Genomic DNA, 23,216 nt, shown 5'->3' with positions numbered 1-23,216 from the left:
AGGCATAAGTAATTAAACTTATGCCTTTATAATTAGTGTTGTTTTGGTTTAAAAAGAATAAGTTGTTGCTAATAAAATAAAAGCAGAAGAACCTGTTGCAGTACCATCTTTTTTGCTGAAAATATCTTCTGATGATGAATCAAATCTAACTTCCGGAATAAAAGTAAAGTTACCTTCTTTATAGTTAAATGATAAAGTATTGCCTATGATGCTTGGCATTGCTCCATAAATAGCACCATCTTTATCATCAAAATACTCTAATCTATAAGCCACACTCCATTTACCTTTCAAGGCATAGTTTACATAACCTACAAGTGAAAACCAATTAGCATCCAGATCACTATCAAAGTCATCCTCAACCATTGCATAAGTACCATTGAAACCCAAAGTTAATTTATCATTTAACTTTCTACTGCCAACAAAATCAAATTGAGTTTTGTTTTTATCTGATGCAGGATTAGCACTTCCTGAAGTGAAATTCAGGTAAGCACTACCTTTGTCTGCAACATAACCGATTTGACCAATAAAAGTTTTATTTTTAGATCCTGCCTCACTAGCAGTTTTAAAATCGGTTGGGTTTGTAATTCCGGCCATAAAGCTATATTTTCCGGAGGTATATTGAGCTTTAACTCCTGTGTTGAAGAATGGTCCGTTTGTAAAAGCATAAGACATACTGTAGTTTTTGTTATCAACTGCATCTAGTAATTCGTATCCGATATGAGTTCCGAAACTACCGGCAGTTACTTTAAAACTAGGCGTAAAATCATAAGTAATATACATTTGTTTAATCATGAAAGTATTGGCAGCATCGTTGTATGTAAATTCACTTGCTCTTGAACCAAAACCTAAATCAACAAATATTGATGCTTTTCCTAATTTGTGAGAAGCTTCAATCGAAGCCATACCAATTTCATAGGAATCGTGAGAATGGGTAAAGCTGGTATAACTGTTATCAACTTCTGCAAAGTCATATTTATAATAGAAATCGGCTGAACCTGCGAATGTAGTTCCAGGTATTATTTCTTTAGCTTCTTGTGCATTTGCAGAATACATTGCCAATAGGCAAAAACCAGCTATTTGAAGAAAATTCTTTTTTAAAGTTGTTGTAATTGTTTTCATGTGTTGTTCTTTTTAATGTTAGTTAGTAATATTTTTATTTAGATTTAGACAATAGAAAATACCATCAACAACATCTGGGGCAAAAAGATGTTGTTGAAAATATTTTCAGTAAATGAGCTTGATTTTAAATAATTTATTTAGAGGAATTCTCCGTGTTGTGTGATGTCTAGTCCTAATTCTTCTTTTTCTTCAGTTACACGTAAAGGTGTTATTTTATTAACGATAAAGAAAAGAGCATACGAAACCACAAAGGCAAATATAGATACTAGTACTAAAGCTTTCAATTGTATAAAAAACAAAGTAGCATCACCATATATTAAACCTTGATTGTCACCAACAATTGCATTAACAGATTTTGAGGCAAATACACCAGTTAAAAGCATACCAACCATACCGCCAACACCATGACAAGCAAATACATCTAATGCATCATCGATTTTACCTTTTGGAAATTTACTAACCACAAAGTTACTTACAATACTAGCTATAAAACCAATAGCAAGAGCAGAAGGAATTGACACAAAACCTGCAGCTGGAGTAATGGCTACCAATCCAACAACGGCACCGATACAAGCTCCCATTGCAGAAAGTTTGTGGCCTAAGATTTTATCAAGGAATACCCAACCCATTGCGGCAGCGGCAGCGGCTACAGTAGTTGTTCCAAGAGCTTGAGCTGCAAGGCTTCCTGATCCAACAGCAGAACCTGCATTGAAACCAAACCAACCGAACCACAATAAGCCAGTTCCTAATAATACATAAGTGATACGCGCAGGATTTGCTTTTTGCACTTTTCTTTTTCCTAAAAACATAGCTCCTGCAAGAGCAGCCCAACCGGCACTCATGTGTACTACAGTTCCTCCTGCAAAATCTAATACTCCCCATCCAAAAAAGATTCCGTCAGGATGCCAAGTCATATGGCATAATGGAGAATAAATAAACAGTATGAATAAAACCATAAATAACATATAAGCCCAGAAACGCACGCGTTCTGCAAAAGCTCCTGTTATTAAGGCAGGTGTTATTATAGCAAATTTTGCCTGAAACAAAGCAAACAATATAAAAGGAATTGTTGGAGCTAATTCCCATGCTGTATTAGCACTTACTCCTTGAAAAAATAAGTTATGAGAAGGATCTCCAATAAAACCTCCTATTGAAGGTCCAAAACACATTCCAAATCCAACTACAACCCAAAGTACAGTTACAATTACCATTGCTATAAAGCTTTGTAGTACTGTACTAATTACATTTTTCTTACCAACCATTCCCCCATAAAAGAAACCAAGTCCTGGGGTCATTAACAATACAAGTCCCGTTGCGCAAAGCATCCAAGCTGTGTCTCCAGTATCTAATTTTAAATTAACTACGTGAGCACCTAATGTTGTCCCTTCAGGAAATAAATAAATTGAAAAAACAGATAGTACTAAAATCGTGATCAGAATTACACTTAAAATAATTTTTCTCATAAATATGTTGTTTTAATGTTAATTATTTGCTAAAACTATTAATAAATTATTGTAACCCCCAAATTTTTATATATAAAAAGTTAATTTTTATTAAATTATTAAATATAACCCTAAAAATTATAGGGTATTCATATAAAATAAAATATTTTTAGAATTTAATAATCCTCATTTTAAAAAATCATATTTTTTTTACTTAAATAGTTAATAATGAAAAAAAGGCATCAGAAATTAATCTGATGCCTTTTCACTTTTATGCCTAATGGCTAATTTTATCTCGAATAATTGGGAGCTTCTTTGGTAATCGTAACATTATGTGGATGGCTTTCGCCAATGCCACTTGTTGTTATTCTAACAAAACGCCCGGTTTCCTGTAGCGTTGGAATATCCTTTGAACCACAATAACCCATTCCGGCACGAAGTCCACCCACAAATTGCTGCATGCTTTCGTTTAATTCACCTTTATAAGGGACGCGGCCAACAATTCCTTCGGGAACTAATTTTTTAATATCGTCTTCAACATCTTGGAAGTATCTGTCTTTTGAACCTTCCTGCATGGCTTCAACAGAACCCATTCCGCGATAGGACTTGAATTTTCTTCCTTCAAAGATTATAGTTTCTCCCGGAGATTCTTTTGTTCCGGCTAAAAGCGAACCTAGCATTACACTATCAGCACCAGCTGCAATCGCTTTTGGAATATCGCCAGTATATCTAATTCCACCATCAGCAATTACAGGAACTCCGGTTCCTCTTAATGCTGCAGCAACTTCTAAAACTGCTGAAAATTGTGGAAATCCAACTCCGGCAACAACTCGGGTGGTACAAATTGAACCTGGACCAATTCCGACTTTAACTGCATCGGCACCATTTTGTACTAAATATAATGCCGCTTCTGCTGTTGCAATATTTCCAACAACTACATCAAGATTTGGAAATTTAGCTTTTACTTCTTTTAAAACTGTTACAACACCTTGCGTATGTCCGTGAGCGGTATCAATAATTACAGCATCAACTCCGGCGTTAACTAAAGCAGTTGCTCTCTCCAAAGCATCGGCAGTAACGCCTAAAGCAGCCGCGACACGCAAACGACCAAATCTGTCTTTGTTCGCAATAGGCTTTTGAGTAAGCTTAGTTATATCTCTAAAAGTAATTAATCCGATAAGTTTAAAATTATCATCAACAACCGGAAGTTTTTCAATTTTATTTTTTTGCAGAATTCCTTCGGCTTCCTGTAATGTTGTTCCTTCGGCAGCGGTTACCAGGTTTTCTGAAGTCATTACTTCTAATATAGAACGGGAATTTATTTTTTCGAAACGCAAATCTCTGTTGGTTGCAATTCCTTTTAAAATTCCTTTTTCATCTACGACCGGAATTCCGCCAATGCCAAATTCTTTCATTGCCATTTTAGCATCGCCAACGGTAGCTGTTAATGGTAATGTAACCGGGTCGATAATCATTCCGGCTTCAGCACGTTTAACTTTTCTGACTTTGGCAGCCTGTTGTTCGATTGTCATGTTTTTGTGCAAAACACCAATGCCACCTTCCTGTGCCATTGCAATTGCCATTGAACTCTCGGTAACGGTGTCCATCGCGGCAGAAACAATAGGAACATTTAAAGTAATATTTCTCGAAAACTTCGATTGAATACTAACTTCACGCGGTAAAACTTCGGAATAATTTGGGATGAGCAATACATCGTCGTAAGTAAGACCTTCTCCAACGATTTTTGTTGTGTGTGCTTTCATTGCAATTTGTAGTTGTAGTTAAATTGCATGCAAATATAGTAATCTTTATGTAAATAAGACAGTTTAATTCATCTAAAATATCTAACTTAGTAGATATAACTCAATTCATTATAATGCAGGAAAATCATAAGCTTATCAAAGGACTTTCAAATGATGAAGTTATTGCCTCAAGAAAAAAAAATGGTTCAAATTCTTTAGAACATCAACATAAAAATCATTTGCTGATTTCAATACTTGAAATGGTAAAAGAACCGATGTTTCTTCTTTTGGTTGCTGCAGCCAGTATCTATTATATTACCGGAGATTACGGAGATGGTATTTTTATGACAACAGCTATTCTATTAGTTGCTGCTATTTCATTATTCCAGGAGGCCAGAAGCAGAAATGCTATAGATGCATTAAAGAAATTATCCCAGCCCAAAAGTAAAGTCATCCGAAATGGTGAAGTGATTGAAATATTGAGTGAAGAGATTGTAGTAGGGGATAGTATTCAGGTGGAAGAAGGTACTTTTATTCCGGCCGATGCAGTTATTATACAATCGAATGACTTTTCGGTAAATGAAGCTATTTTGACGGGTGAATCCTTATCGGTCTTTAAAAGTGAATCGTCAGAAATCAAGCAAGTATTCCAGGGAACTATTGTTGCTACAGGTCTGGCGATTTGTGAAGTTACCGCTATTGGTAATCAAACCAGTCTGGGTAAAATTGGGAAAAGTCTTGAATCTATAGAAGAAGAAAAAACACCTTTACAGCTACAGATTACCAACTTTGTCAAGAAGATGTCCATCATCGGATTGGTTATTTTCGGAATTGTTTGGGTATTAAATTATTATCATTCAAATAGTGTTTTAGACAGCTTATTAAAAGCACTAACTATTGCAATGAGTGTTATTCCTGAAGAGATTCCTGTGGCATTTACCACTTTTATGGCCTTAGGAGCCTGGCGTTTGATGAAGATGGGCATAATCACTAAGCAAACCAAAACGGTGGAAACGCTTGGAAGCGCTACGGTAATTTGTACAGACAAAACAGGAACGATAACAGAGAACAAAATGAGTTTGGCGCAACTCTATGTTTTCGATTCCAATGCTATATTTGATACCAATGAAAAACTAAATACAGAAGCCGAAGAAGTCTTGAGTTATGCCATGTGGTCTAGTGAACCCATTCCGTTTGACGCTATGGAAATTGCAGTTCATGAAGCCTACGCCAAATTAGAATCGGTTGATGAACGTCCAAATTTTAAACTAATTCATGAATATCCATTAAGTGGAAAGCCGCCAATGATGACTCATGTTTTTGAAGATAACAAAGGAAAAAGAATTTTAGCAGCTAAAGGTGCGCCCGAAGCCTTAATTGAAGTCAGTAATTTATCTGATAAAGAAAAAAAGCAAGTTTTGACAGCTATGGAAGCCATGGCTAAAGAAGGATATCGGGTTTTAGGTATTGGAATAGCCGATTTTTCAGGCAAAGAGTTTCCAAAAACACAGCAGGAATTTAAATTCAGCTTTAAAGGATTAGTAGCCTTTTATGATCCGCCAAAGGCTAACATTCAGGAAGTATTTGAAACTTTTTATAAAGCAGGTATTCAAGTCAAAATTGTTACTGGTGATAATGCAGCGACAACTTCTACGATTGCCCAACAAATAGGTTTTAAAGATGCTGATAAAGTACTTAACGGAGATGAATTGATGGCAATGGATGAAGCTACTCTAAAAGCAAAAGTCATGGAAACAGCTATTTTCACACGAATGTTTCCCGATGCAAAACTCAAAATTATTCAGGCACTAAAAGATAGCGGTCAAATTGTAGCTATGACTGGTGATGGTGTGAATGATGGACCAGCTTTAAAATCGTCGCATATCGGAATTGCCATGGGTAAAAAAGGAACCGAAATTGCTAAGCAAGCCGCTAACCTGATTTTAATTGAAGATGATTTTAGTAAAATGATTGATGCGATTGCTATGGGAAGAAAGATTTATATTAATCTCAAAAAAGCTATTCAGTATATTATTTCGATTCATATTCCAATTATTCTTATCGTCTTTATTCCGTTGGCGTTAGGATGGATTTATCCGAACATTTTTACGCCGGTTCACATCATCTTTTTAGAGATAATTATGGGGCCAACGTGCTCAGTGATTTATGAAAATGAACCAATGGAACGAAACTTAATGCTCCAAAAACCAAGGCCTTTAACAACTACTTTTTTCAATTTAAAAGAAATAACGATTAGTATTATTCAAGGATTAGTCATTACTTTAGGATTACTTTTAGTATATTACTATTGTGTTGATAGCGGTTATTCTGAATCATATACCAGAACTACTATTTTTCTAACTCTAATAGCGTCTAATATCTTTTTGACCTTGGAGAACCGCTCTTTTTATTATTCTGTTTTAACAACCATTAGATATAAAAACAATTTGGTTTTGATGATTATCGGAATCACAATAAGTATCACATCGCTACTATTATTTGTTCCTGTTTTTTCAAAATTCTTCTTATTTGAAAAAGTAGATATAACTCAAATTGGGTTAAGTGTTTTGGTTGGATTTGTAGCTGTAATGTGGATTGAAATTTATAAATTTTTCAAAAGGAAAAAGCATCAATGAAACTCTGTAAAAATCTTCGTGGCTTCATTATAAGCACTTTCAAAACTCATCGGACTTGTGTTGGTATTTACCTTTTGTGCAGTAAAATAGGATAGGAGTTTCTCGGTTGGCATATTTCCAGTCAAATCATCCTTTGCCATTGGGCAACCACCAAAACCCTGAATGGCTCCGTCAAATCGAACACAACCTGCTTTATAGGCTGCGTCAATTTTTTCGTGCCATTTGTCCGGAGTAGTGTGTAAATGCGCACCAAACTCGATGTGAGGATATTTCGGAATTAAATTCGAAAACAAATAAGTAATCACATCTGGCGTCGAACTTCCAACAGTATCTGAAAGCGATAGAATTTTAACACCCATAGTCGCCAGTTTTTCAGTCCATTCGCCTACAATTTCAACATTCCAGGGATCACCATACGGATTTCCGAATCCCATTGAAATATAGGTTACAACTTCTTTATTGGAAGCGTCAGCAATGTTTAAAATCTCTTGCAGTGTGATTAAACTTTCCGCAATGGTTTTGTGTGTATTTCGCATTTGAAAGTTCTCTGAAATCGAAAACGGAAAACCTAAATACTGAATTTCCTTATGTGTTGAAGCAATTTGAGCACCTTGTGTATTGGCAATAATTGCTAATAATTTACTTTGTGTTTGCGATAAATCTAATCGCGCTAAAACTTCAGCAGTATCCTGCATTTGTGGAATCGCTTTTGGAGAAACAAAACTTCCGAAATCAATCGTGTCAAATCCAACGCGAAGCAAAGACTGAATGTATGCCACTTTCCTTTCAGTTGGAATAAAATCTTTAATGCCTTGCATGGCATCACGTGGACATTCTATTATTTTGATTTTTTCTTTCAAAGGTTCTGAGGTTCTGAGGAACTAAGGTACTAAGTTTTTTTAAAAAGAGTTGTTGAGAAGTTAAGGGACTAAGGTTTTTTTGCTTTTTTAGAGCCTTAGCACCTTAGCGCCTCAGTACCTTAATATAGCTTTGTTGATATCGGAAACCAATTTCGGTCCTTCATAAATAAATCCGGTGTACAATTGTACTAAAGAAGCTCCGGCTTCAAGCTTTTCAATTGCATCTTCAGCCGAATGAATTCCGCCAACGCCAATGATTGGAAAAGCTTTGTTGCTTTTCTCTGAAAGAAAACGAATAACTTCTGTCGAACGTTTTGTTAATGGCTTTCCGGATAATCCACCTGCTTCTTTTAAAACTTGGGGACTATTTTCCGATTGCAATCCTTCTCTTGAGATTGTAGTATTGGTTGCAATTACGCCGCCAATCTTGGTTTCATTTACAATATCGATAATATCCAATAATTGCTCATCCGTCAAATCTGGTGCAATTTTTAGCAGAATTGGTTTTGGAATTTGTTTTTTGGAATTTGCATTTTGCAAATCTTGCAAGAGATTTGTCAGTGGTTCTTTTTCCTGAAGTTCACGAAGATTTGGTGTGTTTGGAGAGCTTACATTTACCACAAAATAATCGACGTAATCAAATAAAGTATCAAAGCAAATCAGATAATCAGCAGTCGCATCTTCATTTGGCGTAAGCTTATTTTTTCCAATATTTCCTCCTATAAGAACGCCTTTGTTTTTCTTTAATCGATTCACCGCTGCATCAACGCCACCATTATTGAAGCCCATTCTATTGATGATTGCGCTATTTGATTTTAAACGAAACAAACGCTTTTTTGGATTCCCATCTTGCGGTTTCGGTGTCAAGGTTCCGATTTCTATAAAACCAAAGCCAAAGTTGAAAAGTTCCTGATAACATTTAGCATCTTTGTCAAATCCGGCAGCCAAGCCCACAGGATTTTTAAATTTCAATCCAAAGACCTCTCGTTCTAAACGGCTGTCTTTGACTTCGTAAATCGATTTTAGAATGGCAGGAACAAAAGGAATTTTTGAAATAAATTTGATAAAACTAAAGGAAAAATAATGGACTTCTTCCGGGTCAAACCAAAATAAAATGGGACGAATGAGTAGTTTGTACATGAGTAGTGTTGTTGTTGCGCAAAGATAATTCGGTTATTTGGTAATTCGGTTATTTGGTTAAAAAATTGTTTTCAAATAACCAGATAAACGCATAACCAAATCAACATATTTACTATTTTAGCCAATCAATAGTTACAAAATGATTTCAGAAGAACAGTTTCAAAAAGAACTCAATATAATTATACAAAACGGTATTCGCGAGGATATTGGTCCGGGCGATTATAGTTCGTTAGCCTGTATTCCGGTTAGTGCCAAAGGAAAAGCTAAACTTCTGGTAAAAGATAGCGGAATCATTGCCGGAGTTACATTTGCTAAAATGGTTTTTGAAAATGTTGACCCAACTTTAGAAATCGAAACTTTTATTGAAGACGGAACAGCAGTAAAACATGGCGACATCGTGTTTCATGTTTCAGGAAGTTCACAATCTATATTGAAAGCGGAACGATTGGTACTCAATTCGATGCAACGAATGTCTGCTATTGCAACTAAGACTAATCAATATGTAAAACTTTTAGAAGGAACCAAAACAAAAGTACTCGATACACGAAAAACCACACCCGGATTTCGTGCCTGTGAAAAATGGGCTGTCAAAATTGGTGGTGGTGAGAATCATCGTTTCGCGTTGTATGATATGGTGATGCTCAAAGACAATCACAATGATTTTGCTGGCGGAATTACCTATGCAATCAATAAAACCAAAGCTTTTTTAAAACTTAATGATTTGGATTTGAAGATAATTGTCGAAGCCAGAAATCTTGATGAAATCAAAGAAATTCTCGAAAGTGAAGGCGTTTACCGAATCCTGATTGACAATTTCAATTTTGAAGATACTCGTAAAGCTGTCGAGTTGATTGGCGATAAATGTTTAACAGAATCATCCGGAAATATTAATGAAAATACTATTCGTCAATATGCTGAATGTGGCGTGAATTATATTTCATCCGGAGCATTGACGCATTCGGTTTACAATATGGATTTAAGTTTAAAAGCCTTTTAAATGTCAACGCCAAAAGAAAATAAGTTCATAAAACTCCCTATCATTAAGCAGTTTGTTTTTTTATTACAGAAAATAAAATTGCCTTGGCTTCATGGTTTATCATTATACGATTTACTGGATATTTATTTTATAGGAATCGTGCAAGGTGCCATATCTTATCGTGCTTCGGCAATTGCCTGGAGTTTCTTTATGGCTTTGTTTCCGTTTATGCTTTTTATTTTCAATCTCATTCCATACATTCCGATTGAAGGTTTTCAGGAAGATTTTTTAGGATTTGTACAGCAAAGCGTTCCGCCAACAACTTACGATGCTATTTATAAAATCATTAGTGACATTTTGCATAACAGTCACAGCGGGTTACTTTCAACCGGATTTTTAATGGCAATTTTATTGATGACCAATGGTATAAATGCTATTCTTGGTGGTTTTGAAAGTGGACATCATGTGCATGTTTCATCTAAGCGAAAATTTTTCAGGCAATACTTTGTGTCTTTAGCTTTGTCAATTGTCTTGTCTTTTGTTTTGATAATAACCGTTGCAGTTATCGTGATTTTTGAGGTTTTTATTCAGAAAACAAAAATTCAGGATGTGCTTTCAGACAATATTCCGCTGATAGAAATGGGAAGGTATATTTTTGTTATTTTAATGATATTGATAACTACTTCCTTTTTATTCAAATTCGGAATCAGACATGATAAAAAAAGACCATTTATTTCGATAGGTTCCGTATTTACTACGATTCTAATTATAATTTCTTCCTATTTCTTTGGAATTTGGGTAGTAAAGTTTTCAAAATATAACGAACTTTATGGCTCAATCGGAACGTTGTTAGTGGTAATGTTTTATATTTGGATTAACTGTATGATATTGCTTTTAGGTTTTGATTTGAATGCTTCAATACAACATCTTAAACGTGAAAAGCAACAGGAAATAGATACTCAAACCTAATGAAATTAATACTATCAATCGTTTTTCTTTTGCTTTTCCAACTAAGTTTTTCGCAAACTATTTTTGGAAAATGGAAAACTATTGATGACATAACCGGAAAAGAAAAAGGAGTTATTGAAATTTTTGAGCACAAAGGCAAAATCTATGGTAAAATAATCGAAATTTTTGAAGCAGATAAAAAGCATATCAAATGCGAAAAATGTGATGGTGATGAAAAAAACAAGTCAGTTCTGGGAATGAATATAATCAAAGGATTAACTAAAGATGGCTCTGTTTATAGTGGCGGAAAAGTATTGGATCCAAAAATTGGTAAATGGTATCATTGTAAAATTACACTCGAAGGAAAAGATAAACTGATTGTTCGCGGTTATATTGGAATTTCGCTTTTTGGAAGATCACAAACATGGATTAGAATATAATAGCGGCATAAATTATGAACTATTTTATTGAAGTTATTGTTCCGCTTTCTTTACCTAAAACATTTACTTACAAGGTTTCAGAAAATGAGTTTGCATATATTAAGAAAGGAATGCGAATCGCAGTTCCGTTTGGCAAAAACAAAATCTACACTGCATTAGCAATCGATTTACATCAAGATGCTCCAACGCTTTATGAAGCCAAGGAAATCCACCAAATTCTTGACGAAAAACCTATTGTAAACGAATTTCAAATCAATCATTGGTTTTGGATTGCATCTTATTATATGTGCAACATTGGTGATGTTTATCGCGGTGCATTACCATCAGCATTGTTATTAGAAAGCGAAACAATTATTTCTCAAAACAAAGAAACATTTGTAGATGAAACTGCTTTTACCGATGATGAGTTTTTGATTTATGAAGCCTTGCAAAATCAGAGTTCTTTGAATGTTCAGAACATTATTGATATTCTGAATAAGAAAACAGTTTTACCGGTTATTCAGAAGCTTATTAATAAAAATATCATCTCGCTTCAAGAAGAAATTCAGGAAGAATACAAACCTAAATTAGTTAAATATATTCGTCTAAACGAGCAATATCAGAAGGAAGAAAACCTAATTCATTTATTAGACAGTTTAAAATCGGAAAAACGGAAAAATGTTTTGCTCCAGTATTTTCAATTGAATGCTGGTGAAAAGAAGCCAATTTCAGTAAAGCAGTTAACCGAAAGCGCACAAACTTCTGCAGCAATTGTCAAAGCTTTGGTTGATAAGCAAATTTTTGATGAATACTTTATCCAGGAAGACCGAGTAAATTTTGACAAAAATAAAATTGAGAATGATTTGGTTTTAAGTCAGGCACAACAACAGGCTTTTGATGAAATTGAAACGTCGTTTTCAACAAAAGAAGTTTGTTTGCTGCACGGAATAACATCAAGCGGCAAAACAGAAATCTACACCAAACTCATAGAAAATTATATTTCAGAAGGCAAACAAGTCTTGTATTTGCTGCCGGAAATTGCTTTAACCACACAATTGGTCGCCCGATTAACACAGCATTTCGGAAATAAAGTTTCCGTTTTCCATTCCAAATACAGCAATAACGAGAGAGTAGAAGTTTGGAACAATGTAAATCAAAATTCTGACTCTGCACAGATTGTAATAGGAGCAAGGTCAGCTTTGTTTTTGCCCTTTTCAAACTTAGGTTTAATCATTGTTGACGAAGAACACGAACAAACATTTAAGCAACAAGATCCGGCACCAAGATATCATGCGCGAGATGCGGCGATTGTTTTGGCAAATGCGCATCAGGCTAAAGTTTTATTAGGTTCAGCCACACCAAGTATTGAAACGTATTACAATGCAAACTCAGAAAAGTTTGGTTTAGTTTCTTTAACTGAACGCTTTGGAAAAGTGCAAATGCCCGAAATAGAATTAGTCGATTTGAAAGACAGTTATTTCAGAAAAAAAATGAAAGGTCATTTTAGTTTGACATTAATTGAAGAAATCACAGAAGCGTTTGCGAATAATGAACAAGTAATTCTTTTTCAAAACCGTCGTGGCTTTTCACCTGTTTTAGAATGTATGACTTGTGGTCATGTACCGCAGTGTCCGCAGTGTGATGTGAGTTTGACGTACCACAAATACAAAAATCAGTTGCGTTGTCATTATTGTGGTTATTCGATGGCAAAACCAACGAATTGTCATGTTTGTTCGAGTGTTGATTTGGAGACCAAAGGATTCGGAACCGAACAAATAGAGTTGGAATTAGCCGAATTGTTTCCGCAGAGAAATATCAAGCGAATGGATCAAGACACCACTCGCGGAAAATATAGCTTCGAAAAAATCATTGATAGTTTTAAAAACAGAGAAATTGATGTTTTAGTTGGTACGCAAATGTTGGCCAAAGGTTTAGACTTTGACAATGTCTCTTTAGTCGGAATCATGAATGCGGATAATATGCTGTATCATCCCAATTTTAGAGCGTTTGAAAGAAGTTTTCAAATGATGACACAGGTTGCCGGACGTTCGGGCAGAGCTGAAAAACGTGGAAAAGTTATCATTCAGACGTATAATCCGTTGCATAATATTATTCAGCAAGTGACAAACAATGATTATGAAGGAATGTATAAGGAACAACTTTATGAAAGAAAGATTTATTACTATCCACCATTTTACCGTTTGATAAAGCTGACATTAAAACATCGTGATTTTGACAAGCTAAAAGAAGGCTCCATGTGGCTGTATCAGGTTTTGCAGCAAAACTTAACTATTCCTGTTCTTGGTCCGGAAGAACCTGCTATTGGAAGAATCCGAAACGAATATATTCGAACCATAATGATTAAGATGCCTGGAGACGCTTCGATTCAGGGCACAAAAAAAACTATCCAGAAAATACTGAATAGTTTTGATTTGGTATCACAATACAGAACGATTAAAGTTACTGTAAATGTTGATTTTTATTAAGTAGACTTACGCAATAGCCAAAGCTTTTATTAAATCTTCTTTTTTATTTCGGCTCAACGGAATTTTAGTAACGCCAATTTCGGCAAACTTACTGTTGAAACGTTCTACTTTATCAATGTTAATGATATAAGATTTATGAACCCGAATAAACTTTTCTTTTGATAAATCGTTTTCAAAAGATTTCATAGTAGAAAGAACAAGATTACTATCTTCTTCTGTAACTACTTTCACATAATCTCCATAAGCTTCAATCCACTTAATTTTATTAGTATAAATTTTAAGTTTTTTGAGATTACTCTTAATAAAGATATGTTCTCCTTCTTCTTCCTGATTTTCTTTTTTAAGCATATGGAAATCCATTGCTCTTCTAACAGAGGCATTAAAACGATCAAGAGCTATCGGTTTTTGTAGGTAGTCCGTAGCGTCATAGTCGAATGCTTTCATAGCATACTCTGCTTTTGACGTGATAAAAATAATTTGAGGTTTTACTTTTAAGCCGTCAAGAAAATCAAAACCGCTGATGACCGGCATCTCGATATCGAGAAAAATTAGGTCAACGGTATGAACCGACATGCAATTTTTTGCTTCAATTGCATTAGAAAAATCACCGACTAAGTGTAGGTTTGGGTGATTATTTACTAACTTTGCGATGATCATCCTTTGGATCGAACTATCATCAACAACAACACAATTTAGTTTCATAATATTATTTATTATAGATTTGGTGATGTAAAAATATATACTTTTTTTTAATCCACCTAACATTTCGTCGATTTTTTTTGCTTTTAAACGATATTTTTTACTTTTAGACGATTTAATGCAACTTGTGGTTATTTATTAAAATATTATTCTTACTTTCGCGCCCAAATTAAATTTTAATCATTTTTATTATGAATCATTACGAAACTGTTTTCATCTTAAATCCCGTTTTATCTGAAGTTCAGGTAAAGGAAACAGTAAGCAAATTTGAAGATTTTCTTACTACTAAAGGAGCAAAGATGGTATCAAAAGAGGATTGGGGCTTAAAAAAACTAGCTTACGAAATCCAAAACAAGAAAAGTGGTTTTTACCATTTATTCGAATTCCAAGTAGCTCCGGAAGTATTAATTGCTTTTGAAACTGAATTTAGACGTGACGAAAGAGTTATGCGTTTCTTAACTGTAAGCTTAGACAAACACGCTGTAGCTTGGGCAGAAAGAAGAAGAACTAAATTAAAAGAATCATCTAAAGCGTAATTACTATGGCAAATTTGCAACAATCAGCTTCAGGAAAGAAAGACGGAGATATCAGATATCTTACTCCTTTAAACATCGAAACAAACAAAACTAAAAAGTATTGTCGTTTCAAAAAATCTGGAATCAAATACATCGATTATAAAGATGCAGATTTCTTATTGAAATTCGTAAACGAGCAAGGTAAAATTTTACCAAGACGTTTAACAGGAACTTCATTAAAATACCAAAGAAAAGTGTCAGTAGCTGTAAAAAGAGCACGTCACTTAGCTTTAATGCCATACGTGGCCGATTTATTAAAATAATATAAACTAAGTTGTTGGTTTCTCGTCAAACAGAACCTAACTTCTCTAATAAGGACAACAACATGGAATTGATCTTAAAACAAGACGTTCAAAATTTAGGATTTAAAGATGACGTAGTAACTGTAAAAAACGGTTACGGTCGTAATTACTTAATCCCACAAGGATTTGCTTCATTGGCAACTCCTTCTGCTAAAAAAGTTTTAGCCGAAAATCTAAAACAAAAAGCACACAAAGAAGCTAAAATAGTTGACGACGCTAAGAAATTAGCTGAAGCATTAAAAGCTCTTGAAATTAAAATTACAGCTAAAGCCGGTGGTGAAAAATTATTCGGTTCTGTTTCTAACATCGACATCGCTGCTGCTTTAGAAGCTGCAGGTCAAACTGTTGACAGAAAGTTTATCACTAGCGGTATCGTAAAACGCACAGGTAAATACAATGCATCTGTGAGATTACACAGAGATGTAATTATTGATTTACCATACGAAATCGTAGCTGAAGTTTAATATTTCGCTATATAATATAAAAGTCCCGATGAAAGTCGGGATTTTTTTTTTAATCTGAATTTAGTTCAGATTCTTTTCTTATTAAACAATTGCATCTGATTTAAGATGCTGAAACAAGTTCAGCATAAATGAAATACAAAAGACTAACAAAAGAACAATTCGAAGAACTCCACAAGGAATTCACCAACTTCCTGGCAACTCAATCTATCGATAAAGCCGAATGGGACAAAATCAAAACCGAAAAACCGGAAGTGGCCGAACAGGAATTAGATGTTTTCTCCGATTTAATCTGGGAAGGTGTTTTGAGTAATGCGCATTATTTGGAACATTTTTCTAAAAACCACATCTTCCTTTTTCATTGTCAGGAAAAATTAATCCAATCCATAGTTCTAAAAGCTTTAGAGCCACAAGTCGATTTTATGCAGACAGAAGGTTTGCAATGGTTAAGCGATAATATATTCACAGATACTGTCGAAATTCATTTAGGTAAAAAAGAATATCAAGGCGAAAGAAATACGGCGATTTTCGATTTAATAAAGGAAGGAGCCATCTTGAGTGATGGACAATTATATCTTCAAATCAACGGAATAATTCAGTCGTAAAAGTTTATTCCTTTTCAAAAATATTGGCTATTTTAGTGCACATAATTTGCAACTATAATAGCCAATTTCTTTTTATGGATATTTCAAAAACAATTCAGGATTTACGCGATGAACTCAATCAACACAACTACAATTATTATGTGTTAGACACTCCAACGATTTCTGATTTCGAATTTGATCAAAAACTAAAACAGCTTCAGGAATTAGAAAATCAGCATCCTGAATTCTACGACGATAATTCACCAACACAACGGGTTGGCGGAACAATTACCAAAAACTTCAATACCGTAGTTCACGATTACCGAATGTATTCTCTCGACAATTCGTATTCCAAAGAAGATTTAATCGATTGGGAAACCCGAATCCAAAAAGTACTTGGAAATGTTCCGTTGCAATATACCTGTGAATTAAAATACGATGGTGCATCAATTTCTATAACTTATGAGAACGGAAAATTAAAACGGGCAGTTACTCGTGGTGATGGTTTTCAAGGCGATGATGTGACAACCAATATAAAAACAATCAAATCAGTTCCATTAAAATTAAAAGGAGATTACCCTGAACGATTTGATATTCGTGGCGAAATTATTCTGCCTTACGAAGGTTTCGAAAAGATGAATCAGGAATTAATCGAAATTGGAGAAACACCTTATTCAAATCCAAGAAACACCGCTTCCGGAAGTTTGAAATTACAAGATAGCAGCGAAGTTGCTAAACGTCCGTTAGAATGTTTACTCTATTTTATTGTTGGCAATAATTTAAATATCGATTCTCAATATCATGGTTTAGAAGCTGCCCGTAATTGGGGTTTCAAAGTTCCCAAAGAAGCAAAATTGGCCAACAGTATCGAAGAAGTTTTCGATTATATCAATTATTGGGATACACATCGACATAGTTTACCTTATGAAACAGACGGCGTTGTTATTAAAGTAAATAGTTTCCATCAACAGGACGAATTGGGTTATACTGCCAAATCTCCGCGCTGGGCAATGGCTTATAAATTTAAAGCCGAACAAGTTTCTACAGTTTTAAATTCGATCTCATATCAAGTTGGAAGAACTGGTTCTATAACTCCAGTTGCTAATTTGCAACCCGTTCAATTGGCTGGAACTATTGTAAAACGGGCTTCTCTGCACAATGCAGACCAAATCGAAAAATTAGATATTCGAATTGGCGATACTGTTTTTGTTGAGAAAGGTGGTGAAATTATTCCAAAAATAATTGGTGTTGATTTGACTAAAAGAAATAAGGAATCACAGCCAACAATATATGTAACGCATTGTCCGGAATGTGATTCGGAATTAATAAGAACCGAAGGCGAAGCCAATCATTATTGCCCGAATTTTTATGGTTGTCCACCGCAAATTATTGGTAGAATACAACATTTTATTTCGCGCAAAGCTATGGATATTGAAGGCCTTGGAGGAGAAACTGTCGCCTTGTTATTCAATAATAACTTGGTTAAAGATTATGCTGATTTATACGAGTTAACCGTTGAACAAATTCTGCCATTAGAAAGAATGGCTCAAAAATCGGCTGAGAATTTGGTGAATGGCGTACAGAAATCTAAAGAAATTCCGTTTGAAAGAGTTTTGTATGCTATCGGAATCCGCTATGTAGGAGAAACCGTTGCTAAAAAATTAGCCAAACATTATAAAAATATTGATGCTATTCAAAATGCTTCTTTGATGGATTTAATTTTGGTTGATGAAATAGGAGAGAAGATAGCCCAAAGTGTAATCGAATTCTTTGAAAACCAGGAAAACGTCAAAATAATAGAACGTTTAAAACAATTTGGAGTTCAATTAGAACTGGTTGAAAAATTCAATCCAAATGCTACCGATAAATTATCAGGCAAAACTTTTGTAGTTTCTGGTGTTTTTGAAAAATTCTCCCGTGATGATTTGAAAAAAGCAATAGAAGACAACGGTGGAAAAGTAGGAAGCTCCATTTCTGCTAAAACCGATTTTGTGGTTGCCGGAGAAAATATGGGGCCAGCCAAACTCGAAAAAGCAAATCAGCTAAAAGTCCCAATTATTTCAGAAAATGATTTTTTAGCTATGATTACCGATTGAAAATATAACTTAATAATTGCTTGATTTTAAAAATATTAAAGTAACTTTATTCAAGTTTAGCACTATTGATTATTAAATTTAGCCTCCAAATCTAAAAACATGAGCTTTGAAAACTCTTTTAATAGTAAGTATAGAAAATACATTTCAAATTTTTTTCTGTGTTTATTTTTTATCGTTTCTTTTTTTGAAATTGTAGCCGAATATTATGAAGACAAACTTTTAATTTGGATTACAAAACCCCTAATTCTTCCTTTTTTATTTGCTTACTATCTAAGTTTAACCAAAAAGTTAAACTACTATTTTCTGGCAGCAATAGTTTGCAGTTGGGTTGCTAATTTACTTTTTATAGAAAACACTTTAAAATGGATAATCTACGGCTCTGTATTCTTTTTAGTTTATAGAATACTGATTATTTACATTGTAATGAATAAAGTAAAAATGCCAAGTTTAGTGCCTCTGATTCTGGGTTCTATTCCGTTTGTTTTTATTTATGCAACGATTTGCTTTTTATCTTTTGAAGCCATGGGTGACAATATTTATCTGTTCTTAATACACGGAATATTCACTATCTTTTTGGGTGGATTAAGTCTGGGAAATTATATCATGATTTCAAATAAGTCAAACCTGGTATTATTTTTAAGTACAATGCTTTTTGCTCTGACACAATTTGTTTTTGTGCTTAAAGTATATTATGAAGAGGCTAATGTTTTTCATGCTTTAGCCATGATTATGTTTGTTTTCGGACAGTTTTTACTAACAAAATTCATCTTCTTAACCGAGAAAAATAAAGATAAATATCAAACTGCCTTGCTGGATTAAAACAGTCAATTTTTGAAATCAACGCTTAATGCAAAAAAAAGAGAACATAATAAAATCGCTAACGGTATGTTATTTTATAATAGCTTTTTTTGAAGTTATAGCCGAGTATTTTGTGAACAGAACACTAATCTGTACATTAAAACCCATAATTCCATTGGTATTAATTGTAATTTATTGCATCGAATCCAATAAAAAAAACACGCTTTTTATAGTTGCATTACTTTTATCCTTAATTACTAATATTCTTTTTATCCCAAATACGCCAAGCTGTTTGTTTTATGGCGTACTGGTTTTCACAGTTCATCGAATTATTGTGTTATACCTAATATTCAGTTTTCAAAAAGTCACTGATTTTATTCCTTTGATTATAGCGACAACTCCTTTTTTACTGATATTCTTTTATTTGTTTTTAGAGACTGTAGAAATTCCAGAAAACAGTATTTACATAATTATATTCCAAAATTTGCTGATATCCTTATTTGCCGGAATAGCACTTTCGAGTTATTTTATGAATGATAACAAACAAAATTCGGTACTGCTGATTAGTGCGTTGCTTTTTGTTATGCTGCAATTTGTGGTATTTGTAGAAAAGTATTTTTTGGTAAACGAATTCGAAGAATTGTTCAGACCATTAGCAATGACTTTCAATGCACTGGCTTTTTTCTCTTTCTATAAGTATGTAATTATTGCCGAAAAATCAAACAATAATTGATTTTCCTGAAGCAATTTTTGAAACATCGGTATCAAAATAAAAATCAATTCGACCAAGATTTAGACCATAACAGCCAACCTGATTTACCAAAACATCTTTTCCGTCTGCATTTTTTAAGACAGTTGGTTTATCCAGGAAAGTGTGAGTGTGCCCACCAATAATCAAATCAATATCTTTTGTCAAAGCAGCTAATTTGACATCACAAATTTTATCCGGTTCGTTTTTGTATTGATAACCAATATGTGAAAGACAAATTACCAAGTCACATTTTTGCTCGTGTTTTAAAATTCGAGCCAAATCCTGAGAAACTGCAACCGGATCGTGATATACAGTTTCTTTATAGTTTTTCTTATCTACTAAACCTGTTAACTCAACGCCAATTCCGAAAACGCCGACTTTAATTCCGTCTTTGTGAATTATTTTATAAGGGTTCACGTGACCGTTCATGATAGTATTTTTGAAATCATAATTGGCATTGACAAATTCAAATCCTGCATTTGGCAATTGGTTGTACAAACCGTCAATTCCGTTGTCAAAATCATGGTTCCCAATTGTTGCCAAATCATATTTCATCATGCTCATCAGTTTAAACTCCAATTCACCGCCATAATAATTAAAGTATGGCGTCCCCTGAAAAATATCACCGGCATCAAGCAATAAAACATTTGGATTTTCCTTTCGGATAGTTTCAATCAAAGCGGCTCTTCGGGCAACGCCACCCATATTTGGATTCTTTGGATGCGTTGGTGGAAAAGGATCGATATAACTGTGAACGTCGTTCGTGTGAAGTATCGTCAAATGCTTTGATTCAAAAGTTTTAAAGCTGCTCAAGGACAAACCACCTATTCCAACGAAGGCAGTACTTAAAGCCGTATTTTGGATAAAATCTCTTCTTTTCATTTATGCTGAATTTAGTTCAGAATCTGTTTCAATGCTGAAAATAGTGTCACTATTCTTTGGTAATTCTAATGTCTTTATTGGCTGTAATCGTTTTGTTCTCCTTAAAATAATCAATGATGATATTTCGGAGTTTATAATTTAAATCATATTGTTCAACTCCTTTTTTAAAGAAAAGCATATTGTCACCTCCATTAGATAAATAATCAGAAGTTACAACATAATAGACTTTAACAATATCCAATGCTTTTCCATTTACCAAAATGTTCTTAGGCTGATTGCTTTTGTCAATGGTAAAGTTCAATCCTTTTAACGGATGTGGTTTTTTTTCGGAAATAATATAATTAACGATTTCTAAAATCTGCTCGCCTTTCAGTCCAATTACAATGGCACTGTTTTCAAAGGGCATAATTTCGTATGCAGTTCGGGCAGTTATATTCCCTTTCGGAATAATGCTTCTGATACCACCATGATTAAGCAAACAGATGTCAATTGTTTTTTTCTCACGCAGTTGAAACACTTTATCCGATTTTTCAAAAGTAATATCGGCTAAAAAGTTACCCATTGGAGTTTGCCATTCACCGGATTTGTCAAGAGTTTCAGGAGCATTTCCTAAAACCGTATTTAAATCAGCATCAATCTTATCGCGATAGGGCTTGATAAAGTTTTCAATCTCAACAACTTCAGATTGCTTATCCGTAATTCCAATTTCCTTGCCTTCAATTTTGGTAACGACATATTTCTTTTCGGCACACGAAATAACAGCGGTAAATGTTAATAATAAAACAAAATGCTTTACTACACCGTTATAGTTTTTTAGTTTTACCATCTCTTTTTGACACTAATTTTAGTAAATTTGCAATTCAAGTAAAAGTAGTATGTTTTTAAATTACTTCAAGGATTTTTCAACAAAAAAAATAGTTAAAAATAGCCTGTCAAATGTAAAACATTTGGCTTCCGATAACGTAATCAAAACCGTCGGAATTATTTTTGACGAAAGCTATTTCTATGAAAGAGAAGACTTGGTTAACGAGTTGATTAAAAAAGGAATTGATGAAAAGGAAATTAAAGTTTTGGTTTTCAAAGACAAAATAAAGAAGAATGAAGTTTTTGATTATCCTGTTTTTAGTCACAAAGATTTGAGTTGGACAGGAACTGTTGATAAAAAAGAAGTAAAAGATTTTATCAAAGAACCTTTTGATTTGTTGATTAATTATTACGATACAGAAAAAGTAGCATTACTGTTGGTTTCTAATTTATCTAAAGCAGGTTTCAAAGTTGGTTTTGCCTCAATTGACAAGCGATTAAATCATTTTATGATTGATACCAATGCCGAAAACTATAAAGTTTTTATGTCTGAATTATTCAAATATTTAAAAATCCTAAACAAAATATAAAATGCAATCATTAATCGGAACCGGCGTTGCGCTTGTTACACCATTCAAAAAAGATTTTTCGGTAGACGTCGAAGCATTGAGAGCCATTGTCAATTTTCAAATTGATAATGGGATTGATTATTTAGTGGTACTTGGAACTACTGCCGAAACCGCTACTTTAACTAAGGATGAAAAAGAATTGGTAATAAAGACTATAGTTGATGCCAATAACGGAAGATTGCCTTTAGTTCTTGGCGTTGGAAGTAACAATACCGCTGAAGTTGTTGAAGAATTAAAATCAAGGGATTTTTCAGATTTCGTTGCTATTTTATCGGTTTCTCCTTATTACAATAAGCCAACTCAGGAAGGAATTTACCAACATTTCAAAGCCATCGCCGAAGCATCTCCAATTCCGGTGATTTTATATAATGTTCCGGGAAGAACAGCCAGTAATATATTGCCGTCAACAATTTTAAGACTGGCAAATGATTTCAAGAATGTTGTTGCCGTAAAAGAAGCTGCCGGAGATATTGTGCAAGCGATGAAATTGATACAGGATAAACCAAAAGATTTTCTGGTAATTTCCGGCGATGATATGGTAACGTTACCAATGGTTTTGGCTGGAGGTTCAGGAGTTATTTCGGTAATTGCTGAAGGTTTTCCTAAACAATTTTCAGAAATGGTACACCTTGGTTTAAACAAAAGGGTAGACGATGCCTATAAAATTCATTACCTTTTAGCCGAATCAATTGATATGATTTTTGAGCAGGGAAATCCGGCCGGAATCAAAGAAGTCTTTAAGGCATTGGGTTTGGCTGAGAATAACGTGCGTTTACCATTAGTAAATGTCAATGAAGATTTAGCAAATCGTCTGCATAATTTCACCAATAAAATCTCAAAAATGTAGATTTTTTGAGCTCAAAAAAA

22 protein-coding genes are annotated in these 23,216 nt (G+C 34.0%); 14 read left to right on the top strand and 8 right to left on the bottom strand.

What is annotated here, in order from left to right; genetic code table 11:
* Positions 1 to 48 precede the first annotated feature (48 nt).
* From L1S35_RS03535 to guaB, 3 genes are all read right to left on the bottom strand, one after another.
* A complete protein-coding gene (locus L1S35_RS03535) occupies positions 49 to 1,119 on the bottom strand; it encodes an outer membrane beta-barrel protein (protein ID WP_236396676.1) in 1,071 nt (356 codons plus the stop codon).
* Between the two features lie 137 nt (positions 1,120 to 1,256).
* Entirely contained in the window at positions 1,257 to 2,582 is a 1,326-nt protein-coding gene (locus L1S35_RS03530) for an ammonium transporter (protein ID WP_236396674.1), read from the bottom strand.
* A gap of 269 nt (positions 2,583 to 2,851) precedes the next feature.
* Complete coding sequence (gene guaB / locus L1S35_RS03525) at positions 2,852 to 4,324, bottom strand: IMP dehydrogenase (protein ID WP_236396672.1); 1,473 nt, start codon at positions 4,322 to 4,324, stop codon at positions 2,852 to 2,854.
* Positions 4,325 to 4,437: 113 nt separating this feature from the next.
* Here guaB and L1S35_RS03520 point away from each other — a divergent pair, with 113 nt between their 5' ends.
* A complete protein-coding gene (locus L1S35_RS03520; RefSeq protein WP_236396670.1) occupies positions 4,438 to 6,939 on the top strand; it encodes a cation-translocating P-type ATPase in 2,502 nt (833 codons plus the stop codon).
* Here L1S35_RS03520 and L1S35_RS03515 read toward each other — a convergent pair.
* Both L1S35_RS03515 and L1S35_RS03510 read right to left on the bottom strand, forming a co-directional pair.
* Positions 6,933 to 7,799, bottom strand: a complete 867-nt coding sequence (locus tag L1S35_RS03515) for a hydroxymethylglutaryl-CoA lyase (protein ID WP_236396668.1) — start codon at positions 7,797 to 7,799, stop codon at positions 6,933 to 6,935. The two genes, L1S35_RS03520 and L1S35_RS03515, sit on opposite strands and share 7 nt — an antisense overlap.
* A 111-nt stretch (positions 7,800 to 7,910) precedes the next feature.
* Positions 7,911 to 8,939 (bottom strand): quinone-dependent dihydroorotate dehydrogenase, encoded by a 1,029-nt coding sequence (locus tag L1S35_RS03510; protein ID WP_236396666.1) that lies wholly within the window; start codon positions 8,937 to 8,939, stop codon positions 7,911 to 7,913.
* A gap of 139 nt (positions 8,940 to 9,078) precedes the next feature.
* On the opposite strand from L1S35_RS03510, the gene nadC reads away from it, so the two are divergent.
* The 4 genes from nadC to priA are packed head-to-tail and all read left to right on the top strand — an operon-like array spanning position 9,079 to position 13,768.
* Positions 9,079 to 9,936: a carboxylating nicotinate-nucleotide diphosphorylase gene (gene nadC / locus L1S35_RS03505; RefSeq protein WP_236396664.1), complete on the top strand. Its 858-nt coding sequence runs from the start codon at positions 9,079 to 9,081 to the stop codon at positions 9,934 to 9,936.
* Complete coding sequence (locus L1S35_RS03500; protein WP_236396662.1) at positions 9,937 to 10,884, top strand: YihY/virulence factor BrkB family protein; 948 nt, start codon at positions 9,937 to 9,939, stop codon at positions 10,882 to 10,884.
* The gene (locus L1S35_RS03495; protein WP_236396660.1) at positions 10,884 to 11,303 is read left to right on the top strand and encodes a DUF2147 domain-containing protein; all 420 of its coding nucleotides are present in this window, start codon (positions 10,884 to 10,886) and stop codon (positions 11,301 to 11,303) included. The genes L1S35_RS03500 and L1S35_RS03495 overlap by 1 nt, the downstream gene beginning before the upstream one ends.
* A 14-nt stretch (positions 11,304 to 11,317) precedes the next feature.
* Entirely contained in the window at positions 11,318 to 13,768 is a 2,451-nt protein-coding gene (gene priA / locus L1S35_RS03490) for a replication restart helicase PriA (protein ID WP_236396657.1), read from the top strand.
* 6 nt (positions 13,769 to 13,774) lie between these two features.
* Here the strand turns inward: priA and L1S35_RS03485 are convergent, their stop codons facing one another.
* Positions 13,775 to 14,470, bottom strand: a complete 696-nt coding sequence (locus L1S35_RS03485) for a LytR/AlgR family response regulator transcription factor (RefSeq protein ID WP_136152297.1) — start codon at positions 14,468 to 14,470, stop codon at positions 13,775 to 13,777.
* Positions 14,471 to 14,658: 188 nt separating this feature from the next.
* Between L1S35_RS03485 and rpsF the strand changes: the two genes are divergently transcribed.
* From rpsF to L1S35_RS03450, 7 genes are all read left to right on the top strand, one after another.
* A complete protein-coding gene (rpsF, locus tag L1S35_RS03480; protein ID WP_236396655.1) occupies positions 14,659 to 15,003 on the top strand; it encodes a 30S ribosomal protein S6 in 345 nt (114 codons plus the stop codon).
* A gap of 5 nt (positions 15,004 to 15,008) precedes the next feature.
* A complete protein-coding gene (rpsR, locus tag L1S35_RS03475; protein WP_136152299.1) occupies positions 15,009 to 15,305 on the top strand; it encodes a 30S ribosomal protein S18 in 297 nt (98 codons plus the stop codon).
* A gap of 62 nt (positions 15,306 to 15,367) precedes the next feature.
* A complete protein-coding gene (rplI, locus tag L1S35_RS03470; protein ID WP_236396653.1) occupies positions 15,368 to 15,808 on the top strand; it encodes a 50S ribosomal protein L9 in 441 nt (146 codons plus the stop codon).
* 128 nt (positions 15,809 to 15,936) lie between these two features.
* Entirely contained in the window at positions 15,937 to 16,410 is a 474-nt protein-coding gene (locus L1S35_RS03465; protein ID WP_236396651.1) for a DUF6495 family protein, read from the top strand.
* Positions 16,411 to 16,484: 74 nt separating this feature from the next.
* Positions 16,485 to 18,485, top strand: coding sequence for an NAD-dependent DNA ligase LigA (ligA, locus tag L1S35_RS03460; RefSeq protein WP_236396650.1), 2,001 nt, complete (start codon positions 16,485 to 16,487; stop codon positions 18,483 to 18,485).
* A 99-nt stretch (positions 18,486 to 18,584) separates the two neighbouring features.
* Entirely contained in the window at positions 18,585 to 19,304 is a 720-nt protein-coding gene (locus L1S35_RS03455) for a lysoplasmalogenase family protein (protein ID WP_236396648.1), read from the top strand.
* A 28-nt stretch (positions 19,305 to 19,332) separates the two neighbouring features.
* Positions 19,333 to 20,016 carry a lysoplasmalogenase family protein gene (locus L1S35_RS03450; RefSeq protein WP_236396646.1) on the top strand — a complete coding sequence of 228 codons (684 nt, stop codon included), beginning with the start codon at positions 19,333 to 19,335 and terminating at the stop codon, positions 20,014 to 20,016.
* Here the strand turns inward: L1S35_RS03450 and L1S35_RS03445 are convergent.
* Both L1S35_RS03445 and L1S35_RS03440 read right to left on the bottom strand, forming a co-directional pair.
* Positions 20,002 to 20,916 (bottom strand): bifunctional metallophosphatase/5'-nucleotidase, encoded by a 915-nt coding sequence (locus L1S35_RS03445; RefSeq protein ID WP_236396644.1) that lies wholly within the window; start codon positions 20,914 to 20,916, stop codon positions 20,002 to 20,004. The genes L1S35_RS03450 and L1S35_RS03445 overlap by 15 nt on opposite strands.
* A 49-nt stretch (positions 20,917 to 20,965) precedes the next feature.
* Positions 20,966 to 21,742 carry a 5'-nucleotidase C-terminal domain-containing protein gene (locus L1S35_RS03440; RefSeq protein WP_236396642.1) on the bottom strand — a complete coding sequence of 259 codons (777 nt, stop codon included), beginning with the start codon at positions 21,740 to 21,742 and terminating at the stop codon, positions 20,966 to 20,968.
* 49 nt (positions 21,743 to 21,791) lie between these two features.
* Here L1S35_RS03440 and L1S35_RS03435 point away from each other — a divergent pair, with 49 nt between their 5' ends.
* Positions 21,792 to 22,310 carry a DUF6913 domain-containing protein gene (locus L1S35_RS03435; RefSeq protein ID WP_236396641.1) on the top strand — a complete coding sequence of 173 codons (519 nt, stop codon included), beginning with the start codon at positions 21,792 to 21,794 and terminating at the stop codon, positions 22,308 to 22,310.
* A gap of 1 nt (position 22,311) precedes the next feature.
* Entirely contained in the window at positions 22,312 to 23,196 is an 885-nt protein-coding gene (dapA, locus tag L1S35_RS03430; RefSeq protein WP_236396638.1) for a 4-hydroxy-tetrahydrodipicolinate synthase, read from the top strand.
* Positions 23,197 to 23,216: the final 20 nt, after the last annotated feature.

It is taken from the genome of Flavobacterium anseongense (assembly GCF_021608185.1).
GTDB classification, from domain to species: domain Bacteria; phylum Bacteroidota; class Bacteroidia; order Flavobacteriales; family Flavobacteriaceae; genus Flavobacterium; species Flavobacterium anseongense.
The sequence above is the reverse complement of the archived record's forward strand: the minus strand, read 5'-3'. Positions and strand labels throughout refer to the sequence as shown.